The following is a 24,964-nucleotide window of genomic DNA, read 5'->3' on the forward strand; positions in this document are numbered from 1 at the left end:
CCAGAACCACACCCCGCCCCGGCCCCACCCTCGGCAACAACCGCCAGACGATCCAGCAACTGCTCCCGCCCCGACGCAACCACAACCGCCCGATGCCCATGCACAGCACGATCAGCCGTCAACGAATACGCAACATCCACCAACGCCACATCCGGCCGCTCCACCACAAACGACCGCAAACGAGCAGCCTGACCACACAACGACCCCGACCCACGACCCGACAACACAAACGGCAACACCGCGGGTGACCGCCCGGAGTCCGCTTCACCGGTCTCAGGTTTCCTGCGCGAGGCGGTCGAGCCGGGCGGGGCATCACTGATGACCAGGTGACAGTTCGTGCCGCCCATTCCGAAGGAACTGACGCCGGCGATCAAGGGGCTATCGGGCGCTTCCCACGAACCGAGGCCCTGCTGCACTCGAAGATTGAGCTCGTCCAGCGCGATCTCCGGGTTCGCCAGCTCGAAATTGAGGCTGGCGGGGAGTTCGCGGTGGCGGATCGACATCACCACTTTGATGAGGCCCGCGATCCCCGCGGCTGCCCCCAGATGCCCCAGATTCGTCTTGACCGATCCGACGGGCAGCGGTTGCGTTCGCGGCCGGGCAGAGCCGACGACGGCACCGAGCGCGGAGGCCTCCACAGGGTCGCCGGCGGGTGTTCCCGTTCCGTGCAACTCGACGTATTGGAGTTGTGTGGCACTGATTCGAGCGCGCTCGTGAGCGCGGCGCAGGACGTCTCGTTGTGCGAGCTCATCAGGCTGGGTCAGGGCGTGACCGTTGCCGCCGTGATTCACCGCGCTCCCGAGAATCACACACTGCACGGTGTCACCATCGGCCAGGGCGTCCTCGAGCCTCTTGAGCACGACCAGACCGCCGCCTTCGCCTGGCACATAACCGTTCGCGCGGGCGTCGAAGCTGTAGCAACGGCCGTCCGGTGACAGTGGCCCCCAACGGTCTGCGATGTCCATGGACTCCGGCAGCAGGTTGAGCTGCACGCCGCCCGCGACGACGAGGTCCGACTCACCGGTGAGCAGACTCTGGCAGGCCAGGTGAACGGCGACCAGCGATGACGATTGACCGCTGTCGATACCCACACTGGGCCCGTGCGCATCCAGGAAGTGGGAGAGCCGGTTGGCGATCACCGCACGTTCGATGCCGGGGTAGGTGTGCTGAGTCGCCGCAGTGGAACCGTTTCGGTGCACGAGATGGGCGTAGTCGTCGGCGAAGACACCCACGAAGACACCGAGTCGGCCGCCGCGCACGCTGTCCGGCACGATCCCCGCGTCCTCCAGCGCCTCCCACCCCAGCTCCAACACGAGTCGCTGCTGCGGGTCGACGGACGCCGCCTCACGGGCGGGAATACCGAAGAACTCGGCATCGAACTCGTCGACGGCGTCGAGGAAGCCACCCCAGGGGGGCGCAACCGTCCTGTCCGAGCCACGACGTCCGGGCGGGCGCTCGGTGATCGCATGACGTCCCGCAGCCAGGAGCCGCCACAGTTGCCGAGGCCCATCAGCGCCGGGGAAACGGCAGGACGCACCAACCACCGCGATGTTGCCACCTTGGGCCCGGACATCCACCCGGATCGTCCCCTTCCACGTCTCAAATTGCGTCTTATGGGGTCACGGCAGCGAGCGCCAGACACAGTGAGTTGCCAAAGGCCCCGCCAGGGCGAAGGTCTGGCACAACTAGCGCGGCGTGATTCCCACAGGTTGCGTCACCATCGGTCCACGAAATGGAGTGAAAATCTTCAGCGTGGCCGTGCGGCAGGACGTGATCGATCGAATAGTGGGAAAAGAGACCTCAAGAACGGTGCCGCGAGCACGCCACACGTTCACCGCATTCTCGGCCGTGGCGCGTCGAATTCCCTCGGCCAGATTACTGCGCAGCCAACTTCAGTCGGTCAAGACTGCGGAAAGTCCCACCTGGTCGCGGACTCCCATCCGGCAATTCCCGCCCAACCGTAGACACGCTCGGGATTCAGCCGAAACACCGGCGCGCTCTGGCCGAAACGCGTGTGGACACGATCCTCGCTCACCGAGAGTTCCCAGTCGTACTTCACCCCGATGCCTTCGGCGAGCACGTTGATGTCGTCGTCCCCGATCACTCGGGAGCAACTGCCCTCGATCATCACCACGTCCTCGCCGACCTGCACGTTCACGGAGGCCCGCGGGTTGACCTTCAGGAATTCACCGCAGCGGTTCTGGCTCGAGAACCAGAAGGTGTTCCGCTGCCAGATACCCCACAAGGGCCTGCTGTGCGGGTGTCCGTCCGGGCTGGCGGTGACCAGCCAGTACGTGGGCGCGGACTCGAGCAAATTCTCCGCCCAGCTCCATGCTTGTGTTGGCCCCGGCGCGGTCTGGCTGAAGATGAATGCCGACGTCCCCTTCGGCTTCTCCTTGTTTTTCAACACCTCGGCAGTCATGTTGCTGTCCCTTCTCGCTCGTCCGCTGTGGGCGACCAGCGAGACGCACCGGTTTGGCTTTCGCGGTTCATGCTCGCAGCGCGACTGCGACACCGACACCCCAAAAGAACCGCGCAACCACCGGGACGGCGACTAGGGGGGTTAGGGGGTGCCCGCGCCGACGTCGCAAGAGCATGGTTGTTCACGCGACCGCCCAGAGGCGGTCTTGATCGTGGTCCCACCCACGCCTTTTCGGCGCAAGCCTTTCGCCGGACTGTCGACCTCAGCAGACGCCTGCCACGTGTCCAGGCACGACAAGTCCGGGGTACGCCGGACCACTCCGGGGTCCCCCGGGCCACTGGAACAGACAGAGACAGATGGGGTTGCTCCTATGGAGAACGAGGACAAGCTTCGCCAGTATCTCAAGTTGGTCACGAGCGACCTCTACCAGGCTCGCAAGAAGATCACCGAGATGGAGGCCCAGGACACCGAGCCGATCGCCATCGTCTCGATGGCCTGCCGCTTGCCCGGCGACGTCTGGTCGCCGGAGGACCTCTGGGAACTGGTCGCCAGTGGAACCGACGCGATCGGCGACTCGCCGACCGACCGGGGCTGGGACATGGACAGCATCTACGACCCGGAGCCCGGCAAGCCCGGAAAGACGTACACCCGCGAGGGCGGCTTCATGTCCGGCCTGGCCGACTTCGACGCGGGTTTCTTCGGCATCTCCCCACGCGAAGCTCTCGCCATGGACCCGCAGCAGCGGATCGTCCTCGAGGCCGCCTGGGAGTCGTTCGAACGTGCCGGCATCGACCCGGAGACCCTCCGCGGCACCGAGACAGGTGTGTTCATCGGCTCGAACACCCATGACTACGTGCCGTTGACCGTCACGGCACCCCGCGAGGTCGACGGCTATCTGCTGCTGGGCAACGCGCCCAGTGTGCTCTCCGGCCGCGTCGCGTACACGTTCGGCTTCGAGGGCCCCGCTGTCACCGTCGACACCGCCTGTTCCTCTTCGTTGGTCGCCATGGACTACGCCGTTCGGGCCTTGCGCCGCGGCGAGTCCACGATGGCCCTGGTCGGCGGCGTCGCGTCGATGTGCTCGCCCCTGGTCATGGTCGACTTCAGCCGACAGCGCGGGATCGCGCCCAACGGCCGGTGCAAGGCGTATGCGGACACCGCGGACGGCACCGGCTGGTCGGAGGGGGTCAGCCTGATCCTGCTCGAGCGGCTCTCCGACGCGCAGGCCAACGGCCACCCGGTGCTTGCCGTCATCCGTGGTTCGGCGATCAACCAGGACGGAGCCTCCAACGGCCTGACCGCTCCCAACGGCCCCGCCCAGCAACGGGTCATCCAGGCGGCGCTGGCCGACGGCCAGATTCCGATGGAGCAGGTCGACCTGGTCGAGGGGCACGGCACCGGCACCCGGCTGGGCGACCCGATCGAGGCACAGGCCCTGCTGGCCACCTACGGCCGCAAGAAGAAGGACGGCGAGCCACTGTGGCTGGGCTCGCTGAAGTCGAACGTGGGTCACACCCAGGCGGCCGCGGGCGTCGCCGGCGTGATCAAGGCAGTGATGGCCATGCGCCACGGCGTCCTCCCCAAGACGCTGCACGTGGATGAGCCGACGCACGAAGTGGACTGGTCGGCCGGCGGGGTCAAGGTGTTGACGGAGAACCGCCCGTGGCCGGAGAACGAGTGGCCGCGCCGGGCAGGTGTGTCGTCGTTCGGCATGAGCGGTACCAACGCGCACGTCATCCTCGAGCAGGCGCCCGCGCTGGAGGCGGTCGAGGCCGAGCCGGTGAGCGCACAGCCGACCGCCTTGCCCTTCCTGCTCTCCGCCCGTACTCCGCAGGCCCTGGCCGGTCAGGCGACACGGCTCCGTGACTGGCTCGCCGACGAGGACGTCGCCCTGCTCGACGTCGCGAAGTCGCTCGCGCTGCACCGCGTGACGTTCGAGCACCGCGCCGCCGTGGTCGCGGGCAACAAGGAGGACCTGCTCGCGCAGCTCGACCTGCTGGCCGGCGGCGGCAGCGGTGCCACGGCGGTCGTCGGCACCGAGTGCCGCGGTCTCACCGCGGTGATGTTCCCCGGACAAGGCTCGCAGCGCATCGGCATGGGCGCCCAGCTCGCGGCCGCGTTCCCCGTCTTCGCCACGGCGTACTCGGAGGTGCTGGGGTGGCTCGACCCCGAGCTGCCGCAGATCATCGCCGGGGGCGGCCCGACGCTGGATCGGCCCGAGTACGCGCATCCCGCGCTGTTCGCGATCGAGGTGGCGCTCTACCGCCTGGTCGAGTCGTGGGGTCTTCGGCCCGACCACCTGCTCGGTCAGTCCTGTGGGGACATCGCGGCGGCGCACGTCGCGGGTGTGCTGTCGCTCGAGGACGCGGCCACCATGGTCACCGCCCGAGCACGGCTGATCCAGACCTCGCCCGCCGGCGTGATGGCCACGGTCGCGGCCGGCGCCGACGTGGTGGAGCCGGTCATCGCCGACATCGAGGGCGTTTCGCTCGCCGGTATCAACAGCCCGAGCGCAGTCACCCTCTCGGGGCTGGAGGGCCCGGTCGAGGCGGCTGTGGCGCGACTGTCCGAGCTCGGCCACGCGTCCCGCACGCTGCGGGTCGGCGTCGCGGGCCACTCGGTCACGATGGAGCCGATCCAGGCCCAGTTCCGGGCCGTGGTGGAGACCTTGACCTATTCGGCCCCGGCCATCCCGATGGTGGTGCCCGCCGAGGTGCTGTGCACCCCTGAGTTCTGGGTCCGGCAGATGCGCAACCCGGTGGACCTCGTCGGCGGCGTGGCTCGGCTGCGCGAGCGCGGCGTCACCCGATTCATCGAACTGGCGCCCGCCGCGTCGATGACCAGCCACGTACGCGAATGCTATGGCGACGAGTCGGTGGTGGTCACGCCGTCCCTCCGCAGTCGGCGCGACGAGGTGGAATGCATCGCCGTGGCGATGGCCACCCTGCACGCCGCCGGTGTCGAGGTGGACTGGGCAGCCTTCTTCGCCGGCACCGGCGCGCAACGCGTCGACTTGCCCACCTACGCGTTCGAGCACGAACGCTTCTGGCTCGAGACCAGCCACGTCGGAGGGCACGACCTCAGCTCGATCGGCCTGCGCTCGATGGACGCCCCGCTCCTGGGTGCCGGCGTCTCGCTCGCCAACGACGGCGGCTTCCTGTGCACCGGCCGGCTGTCGCTCTCCACCCAGCCCTGGCTTGCCGACCACACCCTGTTCGACCGCACCCTGCTGCCCGGCACCGCATTCGTCGAGTTCGCGCTGCGCGCGGCGGACCAGGTCGGCTGTGAGCTGGTCGAGGACCTGACCATCGAGGCCCCGCTGCTGCTGGAGCGAGGCGGCGTGGCGCTGCAGATCGTGGTCGGCGAGCCGGAGGAGTCCACCGGCCGACGGTCGATCACCATCTGGTCGCAGCAGCAGGACCCGGACTCCCCCGACATCGACGCGGCCTGGACACGGCACGCCAGCGGCTTCGTCTCCGGGACTGCTGGTGTGAGCCGCGACGACCCCGAGATGGCCGAGTGGCCACCCGCCGGTGTCGAGGAAGTCGAGCTCAGCGATTTTTACGAGACCTTCGCCGCGGCCGGGTACGGCTACGGACCGGTGTTCCGCGGCCTGAAGGCCGCCTGGCTGCGTGACGGGGAAGTCTTCGCCGAGGTGGCTCTGCCCGAGCACGTGGGCGACGCCGGCGCGTACGGCATGCACCCTGCCCTGCTGGACGCCGCGCTGCACACGATCGCGCTCACCGGCACCACCCAGGGCGTCATCCCCGTCGTGTGGTCGGGCGTCCGGCTGTACGCCGTCGGTGCTTCCACGCTGCGCGTACGACTGACTCCGGTGGGGACCGACACAGTGGCACTGCTGGTCGCCGACGGGACCGGCCGCACGGTGCTGTCCGTCGACTCGCTGACCTTGCGGTCCGCCACCGCGAAGCAGATCGCCGAGAGTGCCCGCCAGGCCCACGACTCCCTCTACGAGATCGAGTGGATCTCCGCGGGTGAGGTCGAGGCCTCGTCGCCCACCGGCTGGGCGAACCTGGGCGGCGGCGCGCCCACGACAGGCACGGCGTACGACGGCTTCCCCGCGCTGCGGGCCGCCCTCGACGCCGGGGGCGAGGTGCCCACTGTGGTGCTGGTCGCTCCCGGTCACGACCACCACCACGACGTGGCCGCGAACGTGCACTCAGGTGTCAACCAGATGCTCGAACTGGTGCGCCACTGGCTGGCCGACGAACGGCTGGCCACCTCACGGCTGGTCCTGGCCACCCGTGGCGCGTTGGCCACGTACGAGGGTGAACACGTCCGTGACCTGATCGGCGCTGCCCTGCACGGCCTGTTCCGCTCGGCACGTGCCGAGAACCCGGGCCGGCTCGTCCAGGTCGACCTCGCGCCCGGCGAGCCCGACTCGGCCGTGGTGGCGGCGCTCGACGCCGGGGAGGACGAGGTCGCCGTACGCGCGGGCACGATCCTGGTGCCGCGCCTGGTCAAGGTCTCCTCCGCGACGACGCTCGCCGTGCCGGCGGAGTCGACCGCCTGGCGCCTGTCCGCCCCCCACCCCGGCACTTTCGACGGGCTCGCCTTGATCGAGTCACCGGAGGCGGTCGCACCCTTGGCCGAGGGTGAGGTGCGGGTGGCCGTCCGAGCCGCCGGCATGAACTTCCGGGACGTCATGTCCACCCTGGGCTTGGTCCTCGGTCAAGAAGTGCTCGGCGGCGAGGCGGCCGGCGTGGTGACCGAGGTCGGCCCAGGAGTCATCGGTCTCAAGCCCGGGGACCGGGTGATGGGCCTGTTCTTCGGGCCGTTCGGGCCTGTGGCCGTGGGCGACCACCGGATGGTGGTACCGATCCCGGACGGGTGGTCGTACCTGCAGGCCGCGACAGTCCCGATCGCCTATTTGACCGCGTACTTCGGGCTCGTCGACGTGGCCGACCTGCAACCCGGCGAGTCCGTGCTCATCCACGCCGCCGCCGGTGGCGTCGGCATAGCGGCCGTGCAGCTGGCCGCCCATCTGGGCGCCGAGATCTTCGCCACCGCCAGCCCCGCCAAGTGGGCAGCCGTTCGCGAGCTCGGCATCCCCCGCGAACGCATCTCGAACTCCCGCACCGCACAGTTCGAATCCGATCTGCTCGGCGCCACCGACGGCCGCGGCGTCGACGTGGTCCTCAACTCGCTCACCAACGAGCTCGTGGACGCCTCGCTACGACTGCTGCCGCGCGGCGGCCGGTTCGTCGAGATGGGCAAGACCGACATCCGCGACGCCGACTGGGCGGCCGAGGTGTTCCCCGGTGTGCGCTATCAGGCATTCGACCTGCTCGGGGTGGCGCCCGAACGGGTGCACGAGATGTTGGTCGAGCTGCTGGACCTGTTCGACCGTGGCGCTCTGACCCTGCCTCCGACCACCACCTGGGACGTCCGCCGGGCTCCGGATGCGTTGAGGTTCCTCAGCCAGGCTCGGCACATCGGCAAGATCGCCCTGACCATCCCGGTGCCCGTCGATCCAGCCGGGACCGTGCTTCTGACCGGCGCCTTTGGCGCACTGGGCGGCCTGGTCGCCCGGCACTTGGTCGCCGAGCACGGCGTACGTAACCTCGTGCTGGCGAGCCGGCGCGGCCCAGATGCCCCCGGCGCCACCGAGTTCGCCACCGAGTTGACCGAGCTCGGCGCCTCGGTGACGACTGTTGCCTGTGACGTCTCCCACCGCGAATCGCTGCTCGGGGTGCTGGCCGCGATCCCCGCCGAACATCCGCTGACCGCGGTGGTGCACATCGCGGGCACCAGCGACGACGGCGTCATCGGCTCGCTGACGACCGAGCAGGTCGACACCGTGTTGCGTCCCAAGGTGGACGCCGGTTGGCTCCTCCATGAGCTGACCAAGGACCTCGACCTCTCCGCCTTTGTGCTGTTCTCCTCCGCCGTCGGGGCATTCGGCGCGCCGGGCCAGGCCAATTACGCCGCCGCCAACGCGTTCCTGGACGCTCTTGCCCGACACCGCCGCGCGTTGGGGCTGCCCGCCGTCTCGCTCGACTGGGGTCTCTGGGCCGCCGCGAGCCACATGACGACCTCCCTGCAGGAGGCCGACTGGGAACGGATGACACGCGCCGGTATCAAGGCGCTATCCGACGAGGAAGGCCTGGCCCTCTTCGACGCGGCCCTCACCGTCGGCGCCCCGGTGGTGCTACCGGTCCGGCTCAACCTGGCCGCATTCCGCGGGGAGGTGCCGCCCCTGCTACGCAACCAGGTCTCCGGGCGGGTGCGACGTACCGCCGTCGCGAGTGGCGGCGATGCCAGCTCGTGGACCCGCCGTCTGCTCGCCCGGCCGTCGGCCGCCCGGCATCGGATCGTGCTGGACGCTGTCGCCGCCGAGACCGCGGCCGTGCTCGGGCACACGTCGGCGTCGAGTCTCTCGCCGGACCGGACCTTCAAGGACATCGGCTTCGATTCGCTGGCCTCGGTGGAGCTGCGAAACCGGATCACCGCGTTCACCGGCCTGCGGCTGCCGGCAACGGTGGTCTTCGACTACCCGGACCTCACTTCGCTGACCGAATACGTGCTCGGCGAGGTGGTCAGCGCCAGCTCCTCCGCGCCGGCGGCACCCACGATCGTCACGGCGGACACCAGCGGCGACGCGATCGCCATCGTCGGCATGGCCTGCCGCTACGGCGGCGGGATCGACTCGCCGGAGGCGTTGTGGGCGATGGTCGAGGAGGGCCGGAACGCCGCCACGGAGTTCCCGTCCGACCGTGGCTGGAACCTGGCCGAGCTGTTCGATCCCGAGCCCGGCCGCTCGGGCACGACCAACGCCCGAGCGGCCGGCTTCCTGCCCGGCGCAACCGAATTCGATCCCGAGTTCTTCGGCATCTCACCTCGTGAGGCCACCGCGATGGACCCGCAGCAGCGTCTGTTGCTCGAGTCGGCGTGGGAGGCGTTCGAGCGTGCCGGTATCGATCCGTTGGCGCTGCGCGGCACGAAGACCGGCGTGTTCGTCGGCCTCAGCGCCCATGACTACGGCAACTTGCTCGCGCGCGAATCGCGCGGACTCGATGGCCACCTGCTGACAGGAACGGCGGCCAGCGTGGCCTCGGGCCGCATCGCCTACGAGTTCGGCCTCGAGGGACCCGCGTTGACGGTCGACAGCGCCTGTTCGTCCTCGCTGACCACGGTGCACATGGCGGCCCAGGCGCTGCGGACCGGTGAGTCCAACCTCGCGCTGGCCGGCGGTGTGGCCGTGATGTCCACACCGGTGGTGTTCCAGGAGTTCGCGCTGCAGGGCGGCCTCTCCGCGGACGGCCGCTGCCGGGCGTTCGGCGCGGACGCGGACGGCACCGGCTGGGCTGAGGGTGTCGGACTGCTCGTGCTGGAGCGCTTGTCGGACGCCCGCCGCAACGGCCACCAGGTCCTCGCGGTGGTGAAGGGCTCCGCGGTGAACCAGGACGGCGCCTCCAACGGGTTGACCGCGCCCAACGGCCGCTCGCAACAGCGTGTGATCCGAGAGGCGCTGGCCAATGCCGGTGTCTCCGCTGCCGATGTGGACGTCGTGGAGGGACACGGCACCGGCACCAAGCTCGGCGACCCGATCGAGGTGCAGGCACTACTGGCGACGTACGGGCAAGAGCACGCCGAGGAAACCCCGCTCTGGCTCGGCTCTCTGAAATCGAACCTGGGCCACGCGCAAGCGGCCGCCGGCGTGGCCGGGGTGATCAAGATGGTCCAAGCGCTGCGACACGGCCTACTGCCCCGGACATTGAACGCCGACGAGCCCACCCCGCACGTGGACTGGTCGGACGGTGCTGTGAAGCTGCTGACCGCAGCACAGCAGTGGCCAGAGCGCAACCAGCCCCGGCTCGGCGCCGTCTCCGCGTTCGGAATCAGCGGCACCAACGTGCACGTGGTGCTGGAGCAGGCACCGGAGCTCGGCGGGCCGCCCGCTCCGCCCGCGCCCGATCGGGTGCTCGCGCAATCCGTCAAGCCGTTCGCCCTCTCAGCACGCGGCGCGGCGGCACTGCGCGGTCAGGCAGCCAGGCTCAGCGCTTACCTCGCCGAGCACCCGGAGGTGGACCTCGACGCGCTCGGCCGCTCGCTCAGCGGCCGAGCCACATTGGAGCACCGGGCCGTGGTGCTCGCCGAGGACCTGGGCACGCTGACCGCGGGGCTCACGGCGATCGCCGCCGGCACGGCGGACTCCAACGAGGACGTCGTGCTGGGCAACGGGGGTGACGCGCACCGGCCGGTCTTCGTCTTCGCAGGTCAGGGTGGCCAGTGGCGTGGCATGGCCCTCGACCTCTGGAACACCAGCCCGCTGTTCGCCGCCGCCATGACCGAGTGCGACGCGGCGCTGGCCCCGCACGTCGACTGGAACGGCGCCACACTGTCGGACGTCCTCACCGGCGCTCCGGGCGCGCCGAGCCTGGACCGGGTGGACGCGGTGCAGCCCGCGCTGTTCGCGGTGATGGTGTCCTTGGCCCGGCTGTGGCGGTCGCTCGGGGTCGAGCCGGCAGCGGTGGTCGGTCACTCCCAGGGCGAGATCGCGGCGGCCGTGGTGGCCGGTGTCCTCACGCTGGCCGACGGCGCCCGCATCGCCGGGTTGCGCTCGCGCTTGATCGCCGGCCTGACCGAGCGCGGCGGGATGGGCTGGATCGGCCTGCCGGTCGCCCGGGTCCAGGAACGGCTCGCCGACTACCCGGGGCTCGGCGTCGCCGCGGTCAACGGGCCGCGGTCGGTGGTCGTCTCCGGCGCCGCCGACGAACTGCAGAGCCTGTGCGCGGCGCTCGCGGCCGAGGATGTCCCGGTGCGCACGCTCCTGGTCGATTACGCGTCGCACTCGCATGGGGTGGAGGAGCTGCACGCCGAACTCATCGACGCGCTGGCCGACGTCGCGCCTGCTGAGGCAGAAGTGCCGTTCTACTCCACGGTCACCGGCGGGCGGGTCGACGGCACCGAACTGAACGCCGACTACTGGTATCGCAATCTTCGAGAGACGGTGCGGTTCAGCGCGGCCGTCGAGGCTCTTTTGAACGACGGGCACAGCTGCTTCGTGGAGCTCAGCGCGCACCCGGCCCTCGTCGACGCGGTCGAGGCGGTTGCCGAGGCCCGAAGCGCCGAGGTCGCCGCGTCGTGGTCGTTGCGGCGGGACGGCGGTGACGTCGAGTTCACCCGCTCTCTGGCCACGGCCTTCGTGCACGGGGCATCGGTACGCTGGGGGACGGCGTTTCCCGCCGGAGGGCGAATCGAACTGCCCACTTACGCGTTCCAACACCGCCGGTTGTGGGTCGAGCCCGCCGGCGCGGCGACCGCGAGTGCCGCCGACTTGGGGCTGGCGTCCGCCGATCACCCCCTGTTCGGCGCCGCCGTGGAACGCGCCGGCGAGGACCAAGTGCTCTTCACCGGCAGGTGGTCGCTGGCGACCCAGCCGTGGCTGGCCGATCACGTCGTGCTCGGCACCCTCCTGCTGCCTGGAGCCGCCTTCGTCGAGCTGGTCACCCACGCCGGGCGTCACGTCGACTGCGCCCGCTTGGAAGAGCTGGCCTTTCAGGCGCCGCTGGTGCTCTCGGAGAAGTCAGGTGTGGCGGTGCAAGTCGCGGTCGGCGCCGCCGACTCCACCGGTCGGCGTTCGGTCACGGTGCACTCGCGGCGCACCGAGTCCGGCGCCGGCAGCAGGTGGATCCTGCACGCGGAAGGCACGCTCGCCCCTGTCGGTACCGGCCCGGTGCCGGGCAATCTGACGGCCTGGCCGCCAACCGGCGCGGAGGCGGTCGATGTGACCGACATCTATGCTCGGCTCGCCGAGCGCGGATACGCCTACGGGCCTGCCTTCGCCGGGATCCGTGCGCTGTGGCGGGACGGCGAGGACATGTACGGCGAGGTCGCGCTGCCGAGCCCGGTCCGTGCCGAGGCGGGGCGGTTCGGCCTGCACCCGGCGCTGCTGGACGCCGCCCTGCAGGTGCCGGTCGCCGGACTGATCGACAGCGAGAGCGAGGCAGTGATGCCGTTCTCCTGGAACGGCATCACCGTGCACACCCGAGGAGCGAGCTCGCTGCGGGTCGCCTTCCGGCGCAAGGGCCCTGACTCCTCCACGATGCTGCTCACCGACGGCGCGGGCGAGCCCGTCGCCTCGTTCGACTCCATCGTCGCGAGGCCGGTCAGTCGTGCACAGCTGCGGAGCGCCGTGGACACCGCGACCGACACGAACGTCAACGACGAGAGCTACCGCGTCGAGTGGCGCGCGCTGCCCAGCGGCACGCGCACGCCGATCGGCGGTACCTGGCTGGCGGTGGTCGCCGAGGGGCAGCCGGCCGAGGGCTGGGCCTCGGAAACCGTGCGCCGCCTCGCTGCCCACGCGCCCGGCCTGGTGACCTGCGCCGTACCGTGCGGGAACCTCGACCGGGCGGCGCTGGCCCAGCGGCTCCGCGAGCTCGCGGCGAACGGCACGAGCCCGGTCGGGGTGCTGTCGCTGTTGGCCGAGGACGAGACCCCGTGCGAAGACTCGTCAGCGTTGCCACAAGGGCTCGCGGGCACGGTGGTGCTCACCCAGGCCCTGCTCGACGCCGAACTCGACGTCCCGATCTGGGCGGTGACCCAGGGCGCGGTGGCGGCCGGTCCCCAGGACCGCATCGGCTCGCCCACCCAGGCGCTGGTCTGGGGTTTCGGGCGTGTCGCCGGCCTCGAACACCCGCGGCTCTGGGGCGGCCTGATCGATCTGCCGGAGACGGTGGACGACCACGCGGTCGCCGAACTGGCCGGTGTGCTCGCGGGCAACGGCGAGAACGAGGTCGCCGTACGATCCCAGGCCGTCCTGGCCCGCCGTCTGGTCAGGGCGATCGTGCCCGAGCAGGAGCCGCCCGAGTGGCGGCCGCGCGGTACCGTGCTCGTGACGGGTGGCACGGGTGGCCTTGGTGCCGAAGTGGCCCGCTGGCTGGCCGACCGCGGTGCCGAACATCTGGTGCTTGCCAGCCGCAGCGGCGCCGATGCGGCCGGGGCCCAGCGCCTGGTCGAGGAACTGGCCGCCAAGGGCGTCTCCGTCTCGGTGATGGCCTGCGATGTCGCAGACCGGGCCGCCGTGATCGAATTGCTGGCCTCCGTTCCCGCCGAGCGCCCGCTGACCGCGGTCGTGCATGCCGCAGCCAGCCTCGATGGCGGGCCGATCGCCGACACGACGTTGACCGAGTTCGGCGACACCTTGGCTGCCAAGGTGCTCGGTGCGGCGCGCCTCGACGAGCTGCTCGACCACGACAGCATCCAGACAGTGCTGCTGTTCGGCTCCATCTCGGCGACCTGGGGCGTCGGCAACCAGTCCGCGTATTCGGCTGCCAACGCGTACCTCGATGCCCTGGCTCGGGAGCGGCACGACCGCGGCGGCCACACCATCTCGGTGGCGTGGGGCCCGTGGGAGGCCGGAATGCTGACCGAGGACGAGGAGATGGCCGACTCGCTGCGCCGCGGAGGTCTGCCCCTGCTGCCGGTGGACTCCGGACTGGCGACCCTGGACCGAATCGTCGCCGAGGACGAACCTTGCCCGGTCGTGGCACGAGTCGAATGGGCCCGGTTCCATTCCCGCTTCACCTCGCTGCGGCCCAGCCCGCTGCTGGCCGACCTGCCGGATGTTCGCCAGCTGCCGACGGCGGAGTCCCAGACCTCGGTCGAACGCGGCGCGGCCCTGATCGAGAAGCTCACCACGCTGCCCGAGGAGGATCGGGAACCGGCCGTGCTCGATCTGGTCTGCTCGCACGTCGCGGCCGTGCTCGGCCACGACTCTCCGGAGCAGGTCGATCACAAGCGGGCTTTCAAGGACGTCGGCTTCGACTCGATGATCGCCGTCCAGCTGCGCAACCGGCTCAATGCGGCAACCGGGTTGCGGCTGCCGGTGACGCTGGTCTTCGACTACCCGAATCCGACGAGCCTGGCCTCGTTCCTGCGCTCCGAGGTGGCCGCCAGTGTGCCGTCGCCGACGGACGCGGCACTGGCCGAATTCGACCGGCTGGAGGCGTCGCTCTCCGCGATACCGACCGAGGAGACGGAAGTGCGCGACGTTCTCGTCAGCCGGGCGCGAGAACTGCTCAGCCGGCTCTCGGGCCCGGCGCAGGCCGCGAGCGCCGAGGGCGACGTGGCGACGCTGACGGCGGCCTCCGACGACGAACTGTTCAGCTTCATCAACACGCAGCTCGGCCGCCAGGACGAGTGATCCGTGTACACGTGGAACTTGCCGCGGCGCCGGGTGAGAGGTCGAGGAGCAGATGGACAACAACGAGCACAAACTGCGGCGCTACCTGAATCTGGTCACGGCAGACCTCGTGCAGGCCCGCAAGCGGTCGGAGGAGCTTGAGCGGCGGGTCGGCGAGCCGATCGCGATCGTCAGCATGGCTTGCCGCTATCCGGGCGGCGTGCGCTCACCGGAAGATCTGTGGGAGCTGGCGATCACCGGGCGGGACGCGATCACCCCGTTTCCCCGCGATCGGGGTTGGGACCTCGACTCGCTCTACGACCCCGACCCGAATCACCCGGGCACCAGCTACACCCAGCAGGGCGGCTTCCTGACCGACGTCGCGGACTTCGACGCGCAGTTCTGGGGCATCTCGCCCCGTGAGGCCACCGCAATGGACCCACAGCAGCGACTGCTGTTGGAGACATCGTGGCAGGCCCTCGAAAGGGCTCGGATCGATCCGCACTCGCTGCACGGCAGCGAGACCGGGGTGTTCGTGGGCCCGAGTGTGACCGACTACGCGGCCCTGTTGGCGCGCTACCCGACCGGGTTCGAGGGGCTCCTGCTCGGCGGCCTGGCAGGAGCCATCATCTCAGGCAGACTTTCCTACCTTCTGGGTCTGGAGGGTCCGGCGGTGACCGTCGACACCGGTTGTTCCTCGTCACTCACCGCCTTGCACCTCGCGGCGGGAGCGCTGCGCGCCGGAGACTGCTCACTCGCCCTGGTCGGTGGCGTTTCCGTGTTGGTCACGCCGGGCTCGTTCGTCGAGTTCAGCATCCAACGCGGGCTCGCTCAGGACGGCCGGTGCAAGTCCTTCGGCGATGCCGCGGACGGTACGTCCTGGGCCGAGGGCGTCGGCATGGTCGTGGTCGAGCGGCTTTCCGACGCCCGCCGCCACCGGCACCCGGTCCTGGCGGTGCTGCGCGGCTCGGCGATCAACCAAGACGGGGCGTCGAACGGGCTGACCGCACCGAGTGGCCCGTCCCAGCAGCGGGTGATCCGGCGTGCGCTGGCTGCGGCCGGGCTCAAGTCCTCCGACGTCGACGCCGTCGAGGCACACGGCACTGGCACGACACTGGGCGACCCGATCGAGGCCCAGGCGCTGCTGGCCACGTACGGGCGTGACAGGCGGCCTGGTCGTCCGCTATTCCTGGGGTCGCTCAAGTCCAACCTGGGCCACAGCCAGTCCGCCGCTGGAGTGGGCGGTCTGATCAAGACGGTGATGTCGCTTCGGCACGGCATGTTGGCACCGACGCTGCACGCCGACCCACCGTCCACCGAGGTCGACTGGACGGCCGGCGACGTCGAACTCCTGCAGGAGTCGCGGTCGTGGCCGGAGACGGAGGACCGGCCACGGCGTGCGGCAGTTTCCGCCTTCGGCATCGGCGGCACCAACGCGCACGTCATTCTTGAGGCGGTGCCCGAAGAGGACGCCGGACGGGAGGGCGACGGCGTCGCGCACCGCCCGCTCACGGCCGTTCCCTGGTTGGTCTCCGGCCGCACCGCGGCCGCGATGCGCGCCCAGGCCGCGCGGCTGGCCGCCTTCCTGACGAACCGGGCTGAGCCGGCCGGCCTCACCGACGTCGGATACTCACTGGCCACCACTCGCGCCGCCCTGGACAACCGCGGCGTCGTCGTGGCCGCCGATCGAGACGACCTGCTCGCCGGGCTCAGCGCACTCGCCGGGGGCACACCGCATGCCGCGGTCACGACAGGCGCCACCGCGCGCGGACGGCTGGCCTTCCTGTTCACCGGCCAGGGGGCGCAGAAGCTGGGCATGGGCCGCGAGTTGTACGCAGAGCACCCCGTCTTCGCCGAGGCGTTCGATGCTGTCTGCGCGCACCTGGACGGTCCGATCGGCCGTTCGCTGCGTGACCTGACCTTCGCCGAGGACGACCCGCTGGGCCTGCTCGACCGCACCGGATTCGTCCAGCCGGCCCTCTTCGCCGTCGAGACCGCTCTGTTCCGGCTCGTCGAGTCGTGGGGTGTACGCCCGGACTTCGTCGCGGGGCATTCCATCGGCGAGGTCACTGCCGCGCACGTGGCCGGGATACTGTCGCTCGAGGACGCTTGCGCGTTGGTCGCCGCCCGGGCGCTGCTCATGCAGAGCATGTCCCCCGGCGGCGCGATGGTCGCTGTCCGTGCGGCCGAAGAAGACATCCTGCCGATGCTGGATCAGCTGACCGGCCTCGTGTCCGTCGCCGCGGTGAACGGTCCCACCTCGGTGGTGCTCTCCGGCGACGAGAAGACGCTCACCACTCTGATGGCGAGACTCACCGACAAGGGCCTCCACCCGCGCAAACTGCGGGTGAGCCACGCTTTCCACTCACCGCGGATCGACCCGATCCTGGCCGGCTTCCGATCGGCGATCGAGAGCATCTCGTACGCCGCGCCGCGCATCCCGATCGTGCCGCTCGCACCGGGCGACGCGGACCGGGGCGAGCGGATGCGTTCGGCGGACTACTGGGTCGCCCAGGCCCGTGCAGCGGTGCGGTTCCACGACGGTGTCGTGCGCCTGAGCGAGGCCGGTGTCACCACCTACCTGGAGCTCGGGCCGGGCGGGGTCCTCGCCGCCCTCGGCCAGGACTGCCTGCCGCCGGCCGGTCCGGGCGTACCAGAGCGGGCCTTCGTGCCGACACTGCGTCAGGGCCGGGCCGAGCCGGCCGCGCTGCTGGACGCGGTGGCTGCCCTTTTCGTCCGCGGTGTGCCGGTCGACTGGCGCGCGGTCTACGCGGGCACCGGCGCCGCCCAGCTCGACCTGCCCACGTACGCCTTCCAGCGCCGCCGCTACTGGCTGGCCGATCACCTGCCGACGGGGGCGAGCCTGCTGGCCGACCAGGGCGTCGTCGGCGGGACGGGCGCCCCGCTGCCGGACGCGGTGATGGCCGAGGCGGTCACCGAGATTCCCTCCGTACGCGGCAAGATGGCCGATCGCCCGCGCCAGGAGTGGGCGGAGATCCTGCTCGCCGAAGTGCGCGGCCAAGTGGCGCAGCTGATGGGCTACGACGCACTCGAAGACGTGAACCCCCAGCGGGGCTTTGCCGAGCTGGGCTTCGACTCGCTGACCGCAGCCTGGCTCACCGAGCGCCTGAGGGCCGTCACCGGTCTGGAGCTGTCCCGCACACTGGTCATCGACTGGCCGACGCCGCACGCCGTCGCCACACATCTGGCCGACCGCTTCGCCGCGCTCGAGGACCTCGAAACACCACCGGCCGCCCCCGCCGCCACACCGGCGCGTCCGACGCCGGCGGGCGCGGGCCAGGCGACGCCACCAACGACCGAACCGCTGCCGGTCCTCTTCGCCCAGGCCTGCGCGCAGAACCAGGTGAAGGATGGGCTGGAGCTGCTGGCCGTCGCCGCCCGGATGCGCGTGGGTACCGGCTCGCCGAAGATGCGGGAACCAGTCAGTTTCTCCCAGGGGTTCGCGGGCCCGACCCTGGTCTGCATCCCGTCCGTGGTCGCGCCCTCCAATGTCTACCAATACGCTCGGATGGCCGACACGCTGCGCCCGACGCACAACATGGCTGTGCTGCCGTTGACAGGCTACGCCGACCACGAGTCCCTTCCCCCGACCCGAACCGATCTGGTGGCTGCGGTCGCTGAGACGGTGCTCGGCAACGTGACCGGCCCCTACGTCCTCGTCGGATACTCCTCCGGCGGCTGGATCGCGCACGCGGCAGCCGCCCGACTCAAGGATCTCAACACCGCACCGGAGTCACTCGTGCTGCTGGACAGCCACCTGCCCGGCAGCACAGGTTTGGCCGAGATCCAGGTCGACCTGCTCGGCGACGCGTACGCCGAATGGACCGCGACGCAGCCGCTGCGCGGCGCCGAACTGACCGCGATGGCACACCACCTACAGCTGTTCGACGACTGGGCACCAACCGACATCGGCGGCGTATCGACACTGCTGCTGCGCGCCACCGAACGGATGGGCGGCCAGCCCCGCACAGGCGAACACTGGCAGGCCCACTGGGGTCCCGACCACGACGCCATCGACGTGCCCGGCACCCACCTGAGCATGATCGACGAACACGCCGCGAGCACCGCCTCAACAATCAGCAGCTGGCTGGCTCGACGGCCCGCCCGTCCCTGACACGCCGACTCGATCAGGCAAGAAACCCCGTGATCGAAGCACGCCAGTTGAACCGCCCCGGGTTCGTTGGAGATCTCAGTTGGCGGCTGTGATCTCAGTTGGTGACTGTGAGCTGGGGGTTCGTGGTTGCTCGGTAGTAGTTGGCTTCGTATGCGACAGGCGGAAGGTGCCCTATCTCACCGTGGAGCCGACGATGGTTGTACCAGTCGACCCACTCGGCGGTGGCGAGCTCGACGTGCGAGAGCGTCTTCCACGGCCGCTGCGGTGTGATGACCTCGGTCTTGAACAGGCCGATCGTAGACTCCATCGGCGCGTTGTCGTACGCGTCGCCGACCGAGCCGATCGAGGCCGCGATGCCTGTGACCTTCAGAGCTTCACGTCGCCGAATCTTCAGCGGTATCTGACGCCGAAGCCGTGGCTTTGTTCGGGAGTGGTGAAAGCGCGTTTGCGGGTGCGCGATAGGTTGCCCGCCATGACTGAACCAGGGTCCGTCACCTGGCCACCTGCCCCGATCAAGACCGCGCGGCTCGTGCTCCGTGAGCCCGAGGCCCGGGACCGTGCGGCGTTCATCGAGCTGCTGGCGTCGCCCGAGGTGCACACCTACCTCGGCGGCCCCCGCCCGCGTGACGAGCTTGAGCGCGAGCTGCCCGGGGTGCCCGAGCGGTGGCCGGGGAGTTTCGTCGTTGATCTCGACGGGTCGATGATCGGCCAGATCCTGCTCAGGAGAGCACCAGCGCATCGTCGCCCGGCTGCTGCGGGGAAGGTCGATCTCGGCTACCTGTTTCTGCCGCGGGCGTGGGGGGACGCCGAGCAGTGGCTCGGCCTGCGGTCCCCGGTCACGCCGTTCGCTTGAGCCTGTGCTCGAAAGGGGTGGTGTGCCGACCGTCAGTTCTCGTCGTCCTCGACGGCATCGGGGGCTGCCGTACGAGGCGGTAGAGGGTCGATGTTGCGACCTTGAGCATGGCGGCGATGCTGGGGGCGGGGTGGCCCACAGCGTGCATCTGGCGTGCGAGATCGGCCTGTTCGGGGGTGAGCTTGGGAGGGGACCCAAGACGTTGTCCGCGAGCGCGGGCAGCAGTTTGTCCCTCGATCGTGACTTCGGCGATCCACGCGGCTTGGAGTTGCAGGGTGGCTTCGACGGCGCGGATGTCGAGGTCGCCGTCGGGCGCGGTGGTGTCGATCGGCCCTTCCAGGGAGCGCAGTCCGACGCGTGCGTCGTCGAGCTGGTGGAGCAGGTCGTGCAGGTTGCGCAGGCCGGCGGCGAACCTGGAGAGCCGCACGATGACGATGCAGTCGCCGGGACGGACGTGCCGGAAGGCCGCGTCCCGGGCCGGTCGCGGACCGGTGGTGCGGTGGGTGATGTCGAGGAAGAGCGCGTGGCGTCCGGCGGCGAGGAGAGCACCGGCCTCGGACAGTCCACGCCGCAGACCCTCTGACGTTCATTGGATCTGGGCCCAGCGGAAGCAAGGGCGCACGGACGGACGCTCAGCGGCGAAGGGCAGCGTCCAACAGGCGGGTCAGTTCGCCAACGCGTCCGCCGCCGGCCGATGCAACCGGATATCGCTTGAGCACGTCGACCAGGGCCGGGGTCGCGTGGCGCACGGCCTTCGTGACACGTTCGTCGCCGACGGCCTGGTCGGCACCGGCGGCGAGCTCGGCCGCCCTAGCCGCGTGCGCAGCCGACCCGAGAATGTGCTTGACCTGGGTGGCGTTCGGCAACGGATGCAAGTAGGCGGCGCCCGCCGCCGCCATCGCAGCGCGCGCCGCCTCCGCTGCGGCCGGCTGGGCTTCTTTCGCTGCCTTGAGCGCCGCCCAAGCCGCGTCGCGCAGCGCTTTACCGCGCTTGCCGCCCCTGGCGAACTCCCCTGCTGTGTCGATCGCGTGGCGAGGCCGCGCGTCCTCCGGCCGCTCGGCCTCGAAGATCTCAAGCGCCTCCTGCGCACACGCCTTGGCGAAGGCTGTGACCTCGCGCAGATCCTCCATGCTCAGAACGAACTCAGCCGCTTCGGGTGCCATGGCTCCATCTTGCTCGGTCTTCGGCCTTTGGGGGCGCTGGTCGAGGACCCGATGCCCGGCGCGCGCGGCAAGATGCGCGAGCACATCGCCCTGTGGCAGTTCACGCCGCAGACCTCTGAAGAATCAGCGTCATGCGGCCCTGAAGGTCACACCTCGCCGCTGCGCCCGAACGCAAGCGCCCGCTGTACGAGGGCTTCGGGCTCACCTTGATCCTCGACATGCAGAAGCGGGCCGTGACCGTAGAGTCGCGACCCGCTTGTGCATGTACATATGAAACGTGTCCGAGGGGGGACTTGAACCTTACGCACATGCCAGTGATGCGGGGAAAGCTGCCGTTGCCGTAGGCGTAGGCGTAGCGTCTCCGGTAGTGGCGTGGCTCGTTGCCCCGGAACCGCATCGCTCCTCGCCGTGAACTAGCAGCAGCGTCGGGGCGGCGGAGCAAGCCACGCCGGTCCGGTGGCATACATCGCTATCCGCGGCGCGCTCATGGCCTTACGGCCTCGATACCACCCCGGCCCCTGCACCCCCGCTGCCCGGCCGACCCCTGCCGGGCGGGCTCCGGCCGGCAAGGGCTGGAAATCGCCGCGTCACACGAAGTTCTCGTGGGGAGATACGAGCGGTCGTCAACTTAGAGTAACCAGGGGGTCACGTGGGGTGGAAACAGGCGTTCGATGACGCGCTGAAAGAGCTGCGGGAGGCCCGCACACAGCTGGAGCGCCTCGACGATCCGACTGTCGGGCTGTCCGCACTGCACGGGGAGATCACGCAGAGCCGCCTGAAGATCCAGGAGGCCGTCCAGACGGGCGTCACCGGGCTGCGCGAGGAGAACCGCGAAGTACGCCGGCGCCAGGACCGGATGATCAACGACCTGAACGAGACCCGGGGCGAGCTCCGGCAGCTCTTGGACCTCGCCGACGTCCTGCGTGTAGCCGCTCTGGCCCGGACCGACGGTCCGGGCCAGAGCGACGAATCGCCAGAGCCTCCAGAAGGCGCACGTCATGAGCCGCCCGCGGATTCCGGGGCGCAGGCAGGCCACGGGCCTGAGCCCGGCCTCGCCGTCACCGCACCGCACCAGCACACCGAGCCCGGCAGCAACCAACAGGGGGAGATCATGGACATCACCGAGGGGCAGTCGCGGCCCGAGGCCGGGAGCGACGACCAGGACCTCACCCTCAAGAACGCGATCGAGGTCGCCTACCACGGCACAGACGTCCCCACGCCGGCCTCGCCCGCCACGCCGCAAGCCTCCGGGGGCCGGCCCGAGGATGCGAACGTCGCCCACGGCGTCCTGCTGCTGAAGGCCGCTGGTGTCGCCTCCGCCGAGCTCGTCGCGCACCGGGACACCTGGGAGTGGCTCGCCGCCCTGGCCGTCGACCACGGCCACTTCCGTACCCCGCCCGCCGTGGAGGACATCAAGGAGGGCCGCGTCCAGACCACCCTGTCCGGACGCTCTCTCATCGCCCTGTTGATCGAGCTGTGGAGCACCCGCTCCACCGCCACTCCGCTGGAGGCCGACTGGGCGCTAGCGACGACCGCCTACCACCGCATCGCGGCCGAACTCGCCGATGTCGCCGGCCAGGGTGAGACCATCCGCATCGTCCTGGACGACGGCCTCCCCCACAGCGCCGACGACTGACCGCAACAAAGGCAGGACCTTCGCCCCTACGCCCGTGCCCGAGGAAACCGTCCGGGCCGTCCACGACCTGGTCAAGTACGGGCCGACGGCCTTCAACCAGCAGCCGCTGCGCATCGTCCTCGTACGGTCACCAGAGGCCCGGGAGCGACTGCTGGGCCATCTGTCGCAGGCCAACCGCGCCCGGTCCGCCACCGCGCCGCTGATCGCCGTACTCGCCGTCGATCACGAGTTCCACCGCGAACTGCCGGAGCAGTTCCCGGCGTTTCCCGACGCCGCGGAGCGGTTCTACGCGGACCGCGGGGTGCGGGAGCGCTCCGCGGCGTTCAACGGCGCCCTGCAGGCCGCGTACTTCCTCATCGGTGTGCGGGCGGCCGGGCTTGCCGCCGGGCCGATGACCGGCCTGGACGCCGAGGCCGTGGCGAAGGACTTCCTCCCGGACGGCAACCACACCGTGCTCACTGTGGTCAACATCGGATTACCGGCGTCCGGCACCGCGCCGCCGCGCGGACCGCGGCTGGACTACCGCGCGGTCTTCTCCACCGCGTGAGCGGCAGCGACCGCGGCGGGGGCCGGGGCCAGGTCGCTCGCCGGCCTGCCGTGGGTGTCCAGGTACCAGCGGCCCCACGCATCCAGCAGCCCCGCGATGGCGTCGAGGCTGCGGCCGGTCTCGGTCAACGCATACTCGACCCGGGGCGGCACCTCGCGGTAGACGGTGCGCTCGACCAGCCCGTCGGTCTCCAGCTCGCGCAGCTGCCGGGTCAGCATCCGCTGGGTGATCCGCGGCAGACCGCGCTTCAGCTCGCTGAACCGCTGTGTGCCGCCAAGGAGTTGCTTGAGGATGGCCAGCTTCCAGCGGCCACCGAGAACCTCCATGGCAGCCTCGATCGCACAGTAGTCGGGCATTTCACCGACAGTGCTCCGCATTCGCAACAACCCCCAATAGTATACAGATTGGCACTATGGCACATGAATGACCGTACTTGCCCCGACGGTACCCAGCACACGAGAGTTCTTCCATGAACAACAGTGAAGCGCCGTACCGTGACGCGCCGTTAGGGGTTCTCCCGGCGTCGGCCGAATTGACCGCGAAACAGCGCTGGTTGGTGCTGGTCGTGGTCTCCACCAGCCTTCTGCTGTGCGGGATCGACCTGACGGTGCTCCATGCGGTGGTCCCCAGGATGAGTCTGGAGCTGCACCCCAGCGGCACCCAGCTGCTGTGGATCGTGGACATCTATTCGCTCACCCTCGCCTCGCTCCTGGTGACCTGCGGAACGCTGGGTGACCGGATCGGGCGCAAGAAGATGGTCCTCAGCGGCTTCGCGCTGTTCGGGCTGGCCTCCGTCGCCGCCGGCTTGTCCTCGTCCACCCCACAGCTGATCATTTCGCGTGTGGTGCTGGGCATCGGCGCCGCGATGATCATGGCGTCCACCGTGGCAATCATCCGGGTCGTGTTCACCGACGAGCGCGAGCGGGCCATCGCGATCGGTGTCTGGACGGCCGCGCACAGCGTGGGCGCGACCCTCGGCCCGCTCGTGGGCGGGCTGGTCGCCGAGCGGTGGGGTTGGGGCGCCGCCTTCCTCATCAACGTACCGATCGCCCTGGCCATCCTTGTGGTCGGCGCCCGCGTCATCCCCGAGTCGCGCAACCCCCGCCCCCGGCGGTGGGACCTCGCCAGTGTGGCGCTGTCCGTCACGGGCCTGGCCGGCGTGGTCTTCGCGCTCAAACAGGGCGGCGAGCACGCCGGCGTCAGCACGGCGATCGTCCTCACGGCGGTGGGTGGGGCGGCCCTGCTCCACCTCTTCGTCCGTCGCCAACGCCGGCTCGTCGAACCGCTGCTGGACTTCTCGCTCTTTGCCGACCGCCGCTTCTCCACCGCCACCGTGTGCGTCATCGGCTGCTTCGGCAGCTATGTGGCGCTGCTGTTCTTCCTCACCCAGTGGCTGCAGCAGGTGGGTGGCTTCTCACCGGTCCGTGCGGGCCTGGCCTTGATGCCGCTCGCCGCAGCCAACGCCGTCGGCGCCACGACCGCACCCTGGGTCTCGGCCCGCTGGGGCAACCGGTGGGCGCTGACCGGGGCGCTGGGCCTCTTCGCCGCGGCCATGGCGCTCCTGGCGCTGATGGGCGACACCGGAGCGTACGCCGTGCTCGTCGCGCCCCTCGTGGCCGCCGGGTACGGAGCGGGGATCGTGATGACCCTGGGCGCGGACTCCATCATGGCCGCGGCCGACCCGGACCGCTCGGGCGAGGCCGCCGCCATCCAGGAGACCTCCTTCGAGCTCGGCGCCGGACTCGGCGTCGCGGTCCTCGGCACGGTGCTGATCGCCAGCTACCGGCTCGCCCTGCCCGCCACCCCCGGCCTGGGCGCGGCCGACCGCGACGCAGTGAAGGAGTCGTTCTCCTCCGCCGAGACGGTCACCGACAAGCTGGACGCCTCGGCCGCCGCCCAAGTACTCGACGCGGCCAGAACCGCCTACGACCGTGGCTTCACCATGGTCACCGCCTGCGCCGCGGTGGTCCTGCTCATCACGGCGACCCTGGCGGCCACGCTGCTGCGGCCGCGTTCCACCGACAGTTAGACCGACGTCCCGCCCGCCGCGCCCCAGC

11 protein-coding genes and 1 pseudogene are annotated in these 24,964 nt (G+C 70.2%); 6 read left to right on the forward strand and 6 right to left on the reverse strand.

The genetic code is table 11. The features are described 5' to 3' along the window. Positions 1-1,577: beta-ketoacyl synthase N-terminal-like domain-containing protein (locus tag ACWGJY_RS20000; protein WP_453262149.1), on the reverse strand; the 1,577-nt coding region annotated here is incomplete at its 3' end. A gap of 323 nt (positions 1,578-1,900) precedes the next feature. Further along, entirely contained in the window at positions 1,901-2,422 is a 522-nt protein-coding gene (locus ACWGJY_RS20005) for a pyridoxamine 5'-phosphate oxidase family protein (protein WP_453262150.1), read from the reverse strand. A gap of 370 nt (positions 2,423-2,792) precedes the next feature. Between ACWGJY_RS20005 and ACWGJY_RS20010 the strand changes: the two are divergent. After that, positions 2,793-14,594: pseudogene (locus tag ACWGJY_RS20010) on the forward strand (SDR family NAD(P)-dependent oxidoreductase); the annotation flags it as partial. A 52-nt stretch (positions 14,595-14,646) separates the two neighbouring features. After that, positions 14,647-18,708: a type I polyketide synthase gene (locus ACWGJY_RS20015; protein ID WP_453262151.1), complete on the forward strand. Its 4,062-nt coding sequence runs from the start codon at positions 14,647-14,649 to the stop codon at positions 18,706-18,708. Positions 18,709-18,802: 94 nt separating this feature from the next. Here ACWGJY_RS20015 and ACWGJY_RS20020 read toward each other — a convergent pair whose 3' ends face one another. Next, complete coding sequence (locus ACWGJY_RS20020) at positions 18,803-19,168, reverse strand: integrase core domain-containing protein (RefSeq protein WP_453262213.1); 366 nt, start codon at positions 19,166-19,168, stop codon at positions 18,803-18,805. A 12-nt stretch (positions 19,169-19,180) separates the two neighbouring features. Here ACWGJY_RS20020 and ACWGJY_RS20025 point away from each other — a divergent pair, with 12 nt between their 5' ends. Further along, complete coding sequence (locus ACWGJY_RS20025; RefSeq protein WP_453262152.1) at positions 19,181-19,561, forward strand: GNAT family N-acetyltransferase; 381 nt, start codon at positions 19,181-19,183, stop codon at positions 19,559-19,561. On the opposite strand, the gene ACWGJY_RS20030 is transcribed toward ACWGJY_RS20025, so the two are convergent. After that, complete coding sequence (locus tag ACWGJY_RS20030; protein ID WP_453262214.1) at positions 19,545-20,135, reverse strand: recombinase family protein; 591 nt, start codon at positions 20,133-20,135, stop codon at positions 19,545-19,547. The two genes, ACWGJY_RS20025 and ACWGJY_RS20030, sit on opposite strands and share 17 nt — an antisense overlap. A gap of 58 nt (positions 20,136-20,193) precedes the next feature. After that, positions 20,194-20,724: a putative immunity protein gene (locus ACWGJY_RS20035; RefSeq protein WP_453262153.1), complete on the reverse strand. Its 531-nt coding sequence runs from the start codon at positions 20,722-20,724 to the stop codon at positions 20,194-20,196. A gap of 649 nt (positions 20,725-21,373) precedes the next feature. On the opposite strand from ACWGJY_RS20035, the gene ACWGJY_RS20040 reads away from it, so the two are divergent. Next, the gene (locus ACWGJY_RS20040) at positions 21,374-22,360 is read left to right on the forward strand and encodes a hypothetical protein (RefSeq protein ID WP_453262154.1); all 987 of its coding nucleotides are present in this window, start codon (positions 21,374-21,376) and stop codon (positions 22,358-22,360) included. Beyond that, positions 22,290-22,907, forward strand: a complete 618-nt coding sequence (locus tag ACWGJY_RS20045) for a malonic semialdehyde reductase (protein ID WP_453262155.1) — start codon at positions 22,290-22,292, stop codon at positions 22,905-22,907. Before ACWGJY_RS20040 ends, ACWGJY_RS20045 begins: the two co-directional genes overlap by 71 nt. Here the strand turns inward: ACWGJY_RS20045 and ACWGJY_RS20050 are convergent. Continuing rightward, positions 22,880-23,263 (reverse strand): winged helix-turn-helix transcriptional regulator, encoded by a 384-nt coding sequence (locus ACWGJY_RS20050; protein ID WP_453262156.1) that lies wholly within the window; start codon positions 23,261-23,263, stop codon positions 22,880-22,882. The genes ACWGJY_RS20045 and ACWGJY_RS20050 overlap by 28 nt on opposite strands. Before the next feature lie 113 nt (positions 23,264-23,376). On the opposite strand from ACWGJY_RS20050, the gene ACWGJY_RS20055 reads away from it, so the two are divergent. Further along, positions 23,377-24,936, forward strand: coding sequence for an MFS transporter (locus tag ACWGJY_RS20055; protein WP_453262157.1), 1,560 nt, complete (start codon positions 23,377-23,379; stop codon positions 24,934-24,936). The last annotated feature ends 28 nt before the right edge of the window (positions 24,937-24,964 follow it).

The organism is Streptomyces sp. NPDC054765 (genome assembly GCF_053612065.1).

Excerpts from the sequence above, each read along its gene's own strand:
- ACWGJY_RS20015 (WP_453262151.1), top strand. The coding sequence starts at position 14,647 with ATGGACAACAACGAGCACAAACTGCGGCGCTACCTGAATCTGGTCACG.
- ACWGJY_RS20005 (WP_453262150.1), bottom strand. The coding sequence starts at position 2,422 with ATGACTGCCGAGGTGTTGAAAAACAAGGAGAAGCCGAAGGGGACGTCG.
- ACWGJY_RS20035 (WP_453262153.1), bottom strand. The coding sequence starts at position 20,724 with ATGGCACCCGAAGCGGCTGAGTTCGTTCTGAGCATGGAGGATCTGCGC.
- ACWGJY_RS20025 (WP_453262152.1), top strand. The coding sequence starts at position 19,181 with ATGACTGAACCAGGGTCCGTCACCTGGCCACCTGCCCCGATCAAGACC.
- ACWGJY_RS20055 (WP_453262157.1), top strand. The coding sequence starts at position 23,377 with ATGAACAACAGTGAAGCGCCGTACCGTGACGCGCCGTTAGGGGTTCTC.
- ACWGJY_RS20050 (WP_453262156.1), bottom strand. The coding sequence starts at position 23,263 with ATGCCCGACTACTGTGCGATCGAGGCTGCCATGGAGGTTCTCGGTGGC.
- ACWGJY_RS20045 (WP_453262155.1), top strand. The coding sequence starts at position 22,290 with ATGTCGCCGGCCAGGGTGAGACCATCCGCATCGTCCTGGACGACGGCC.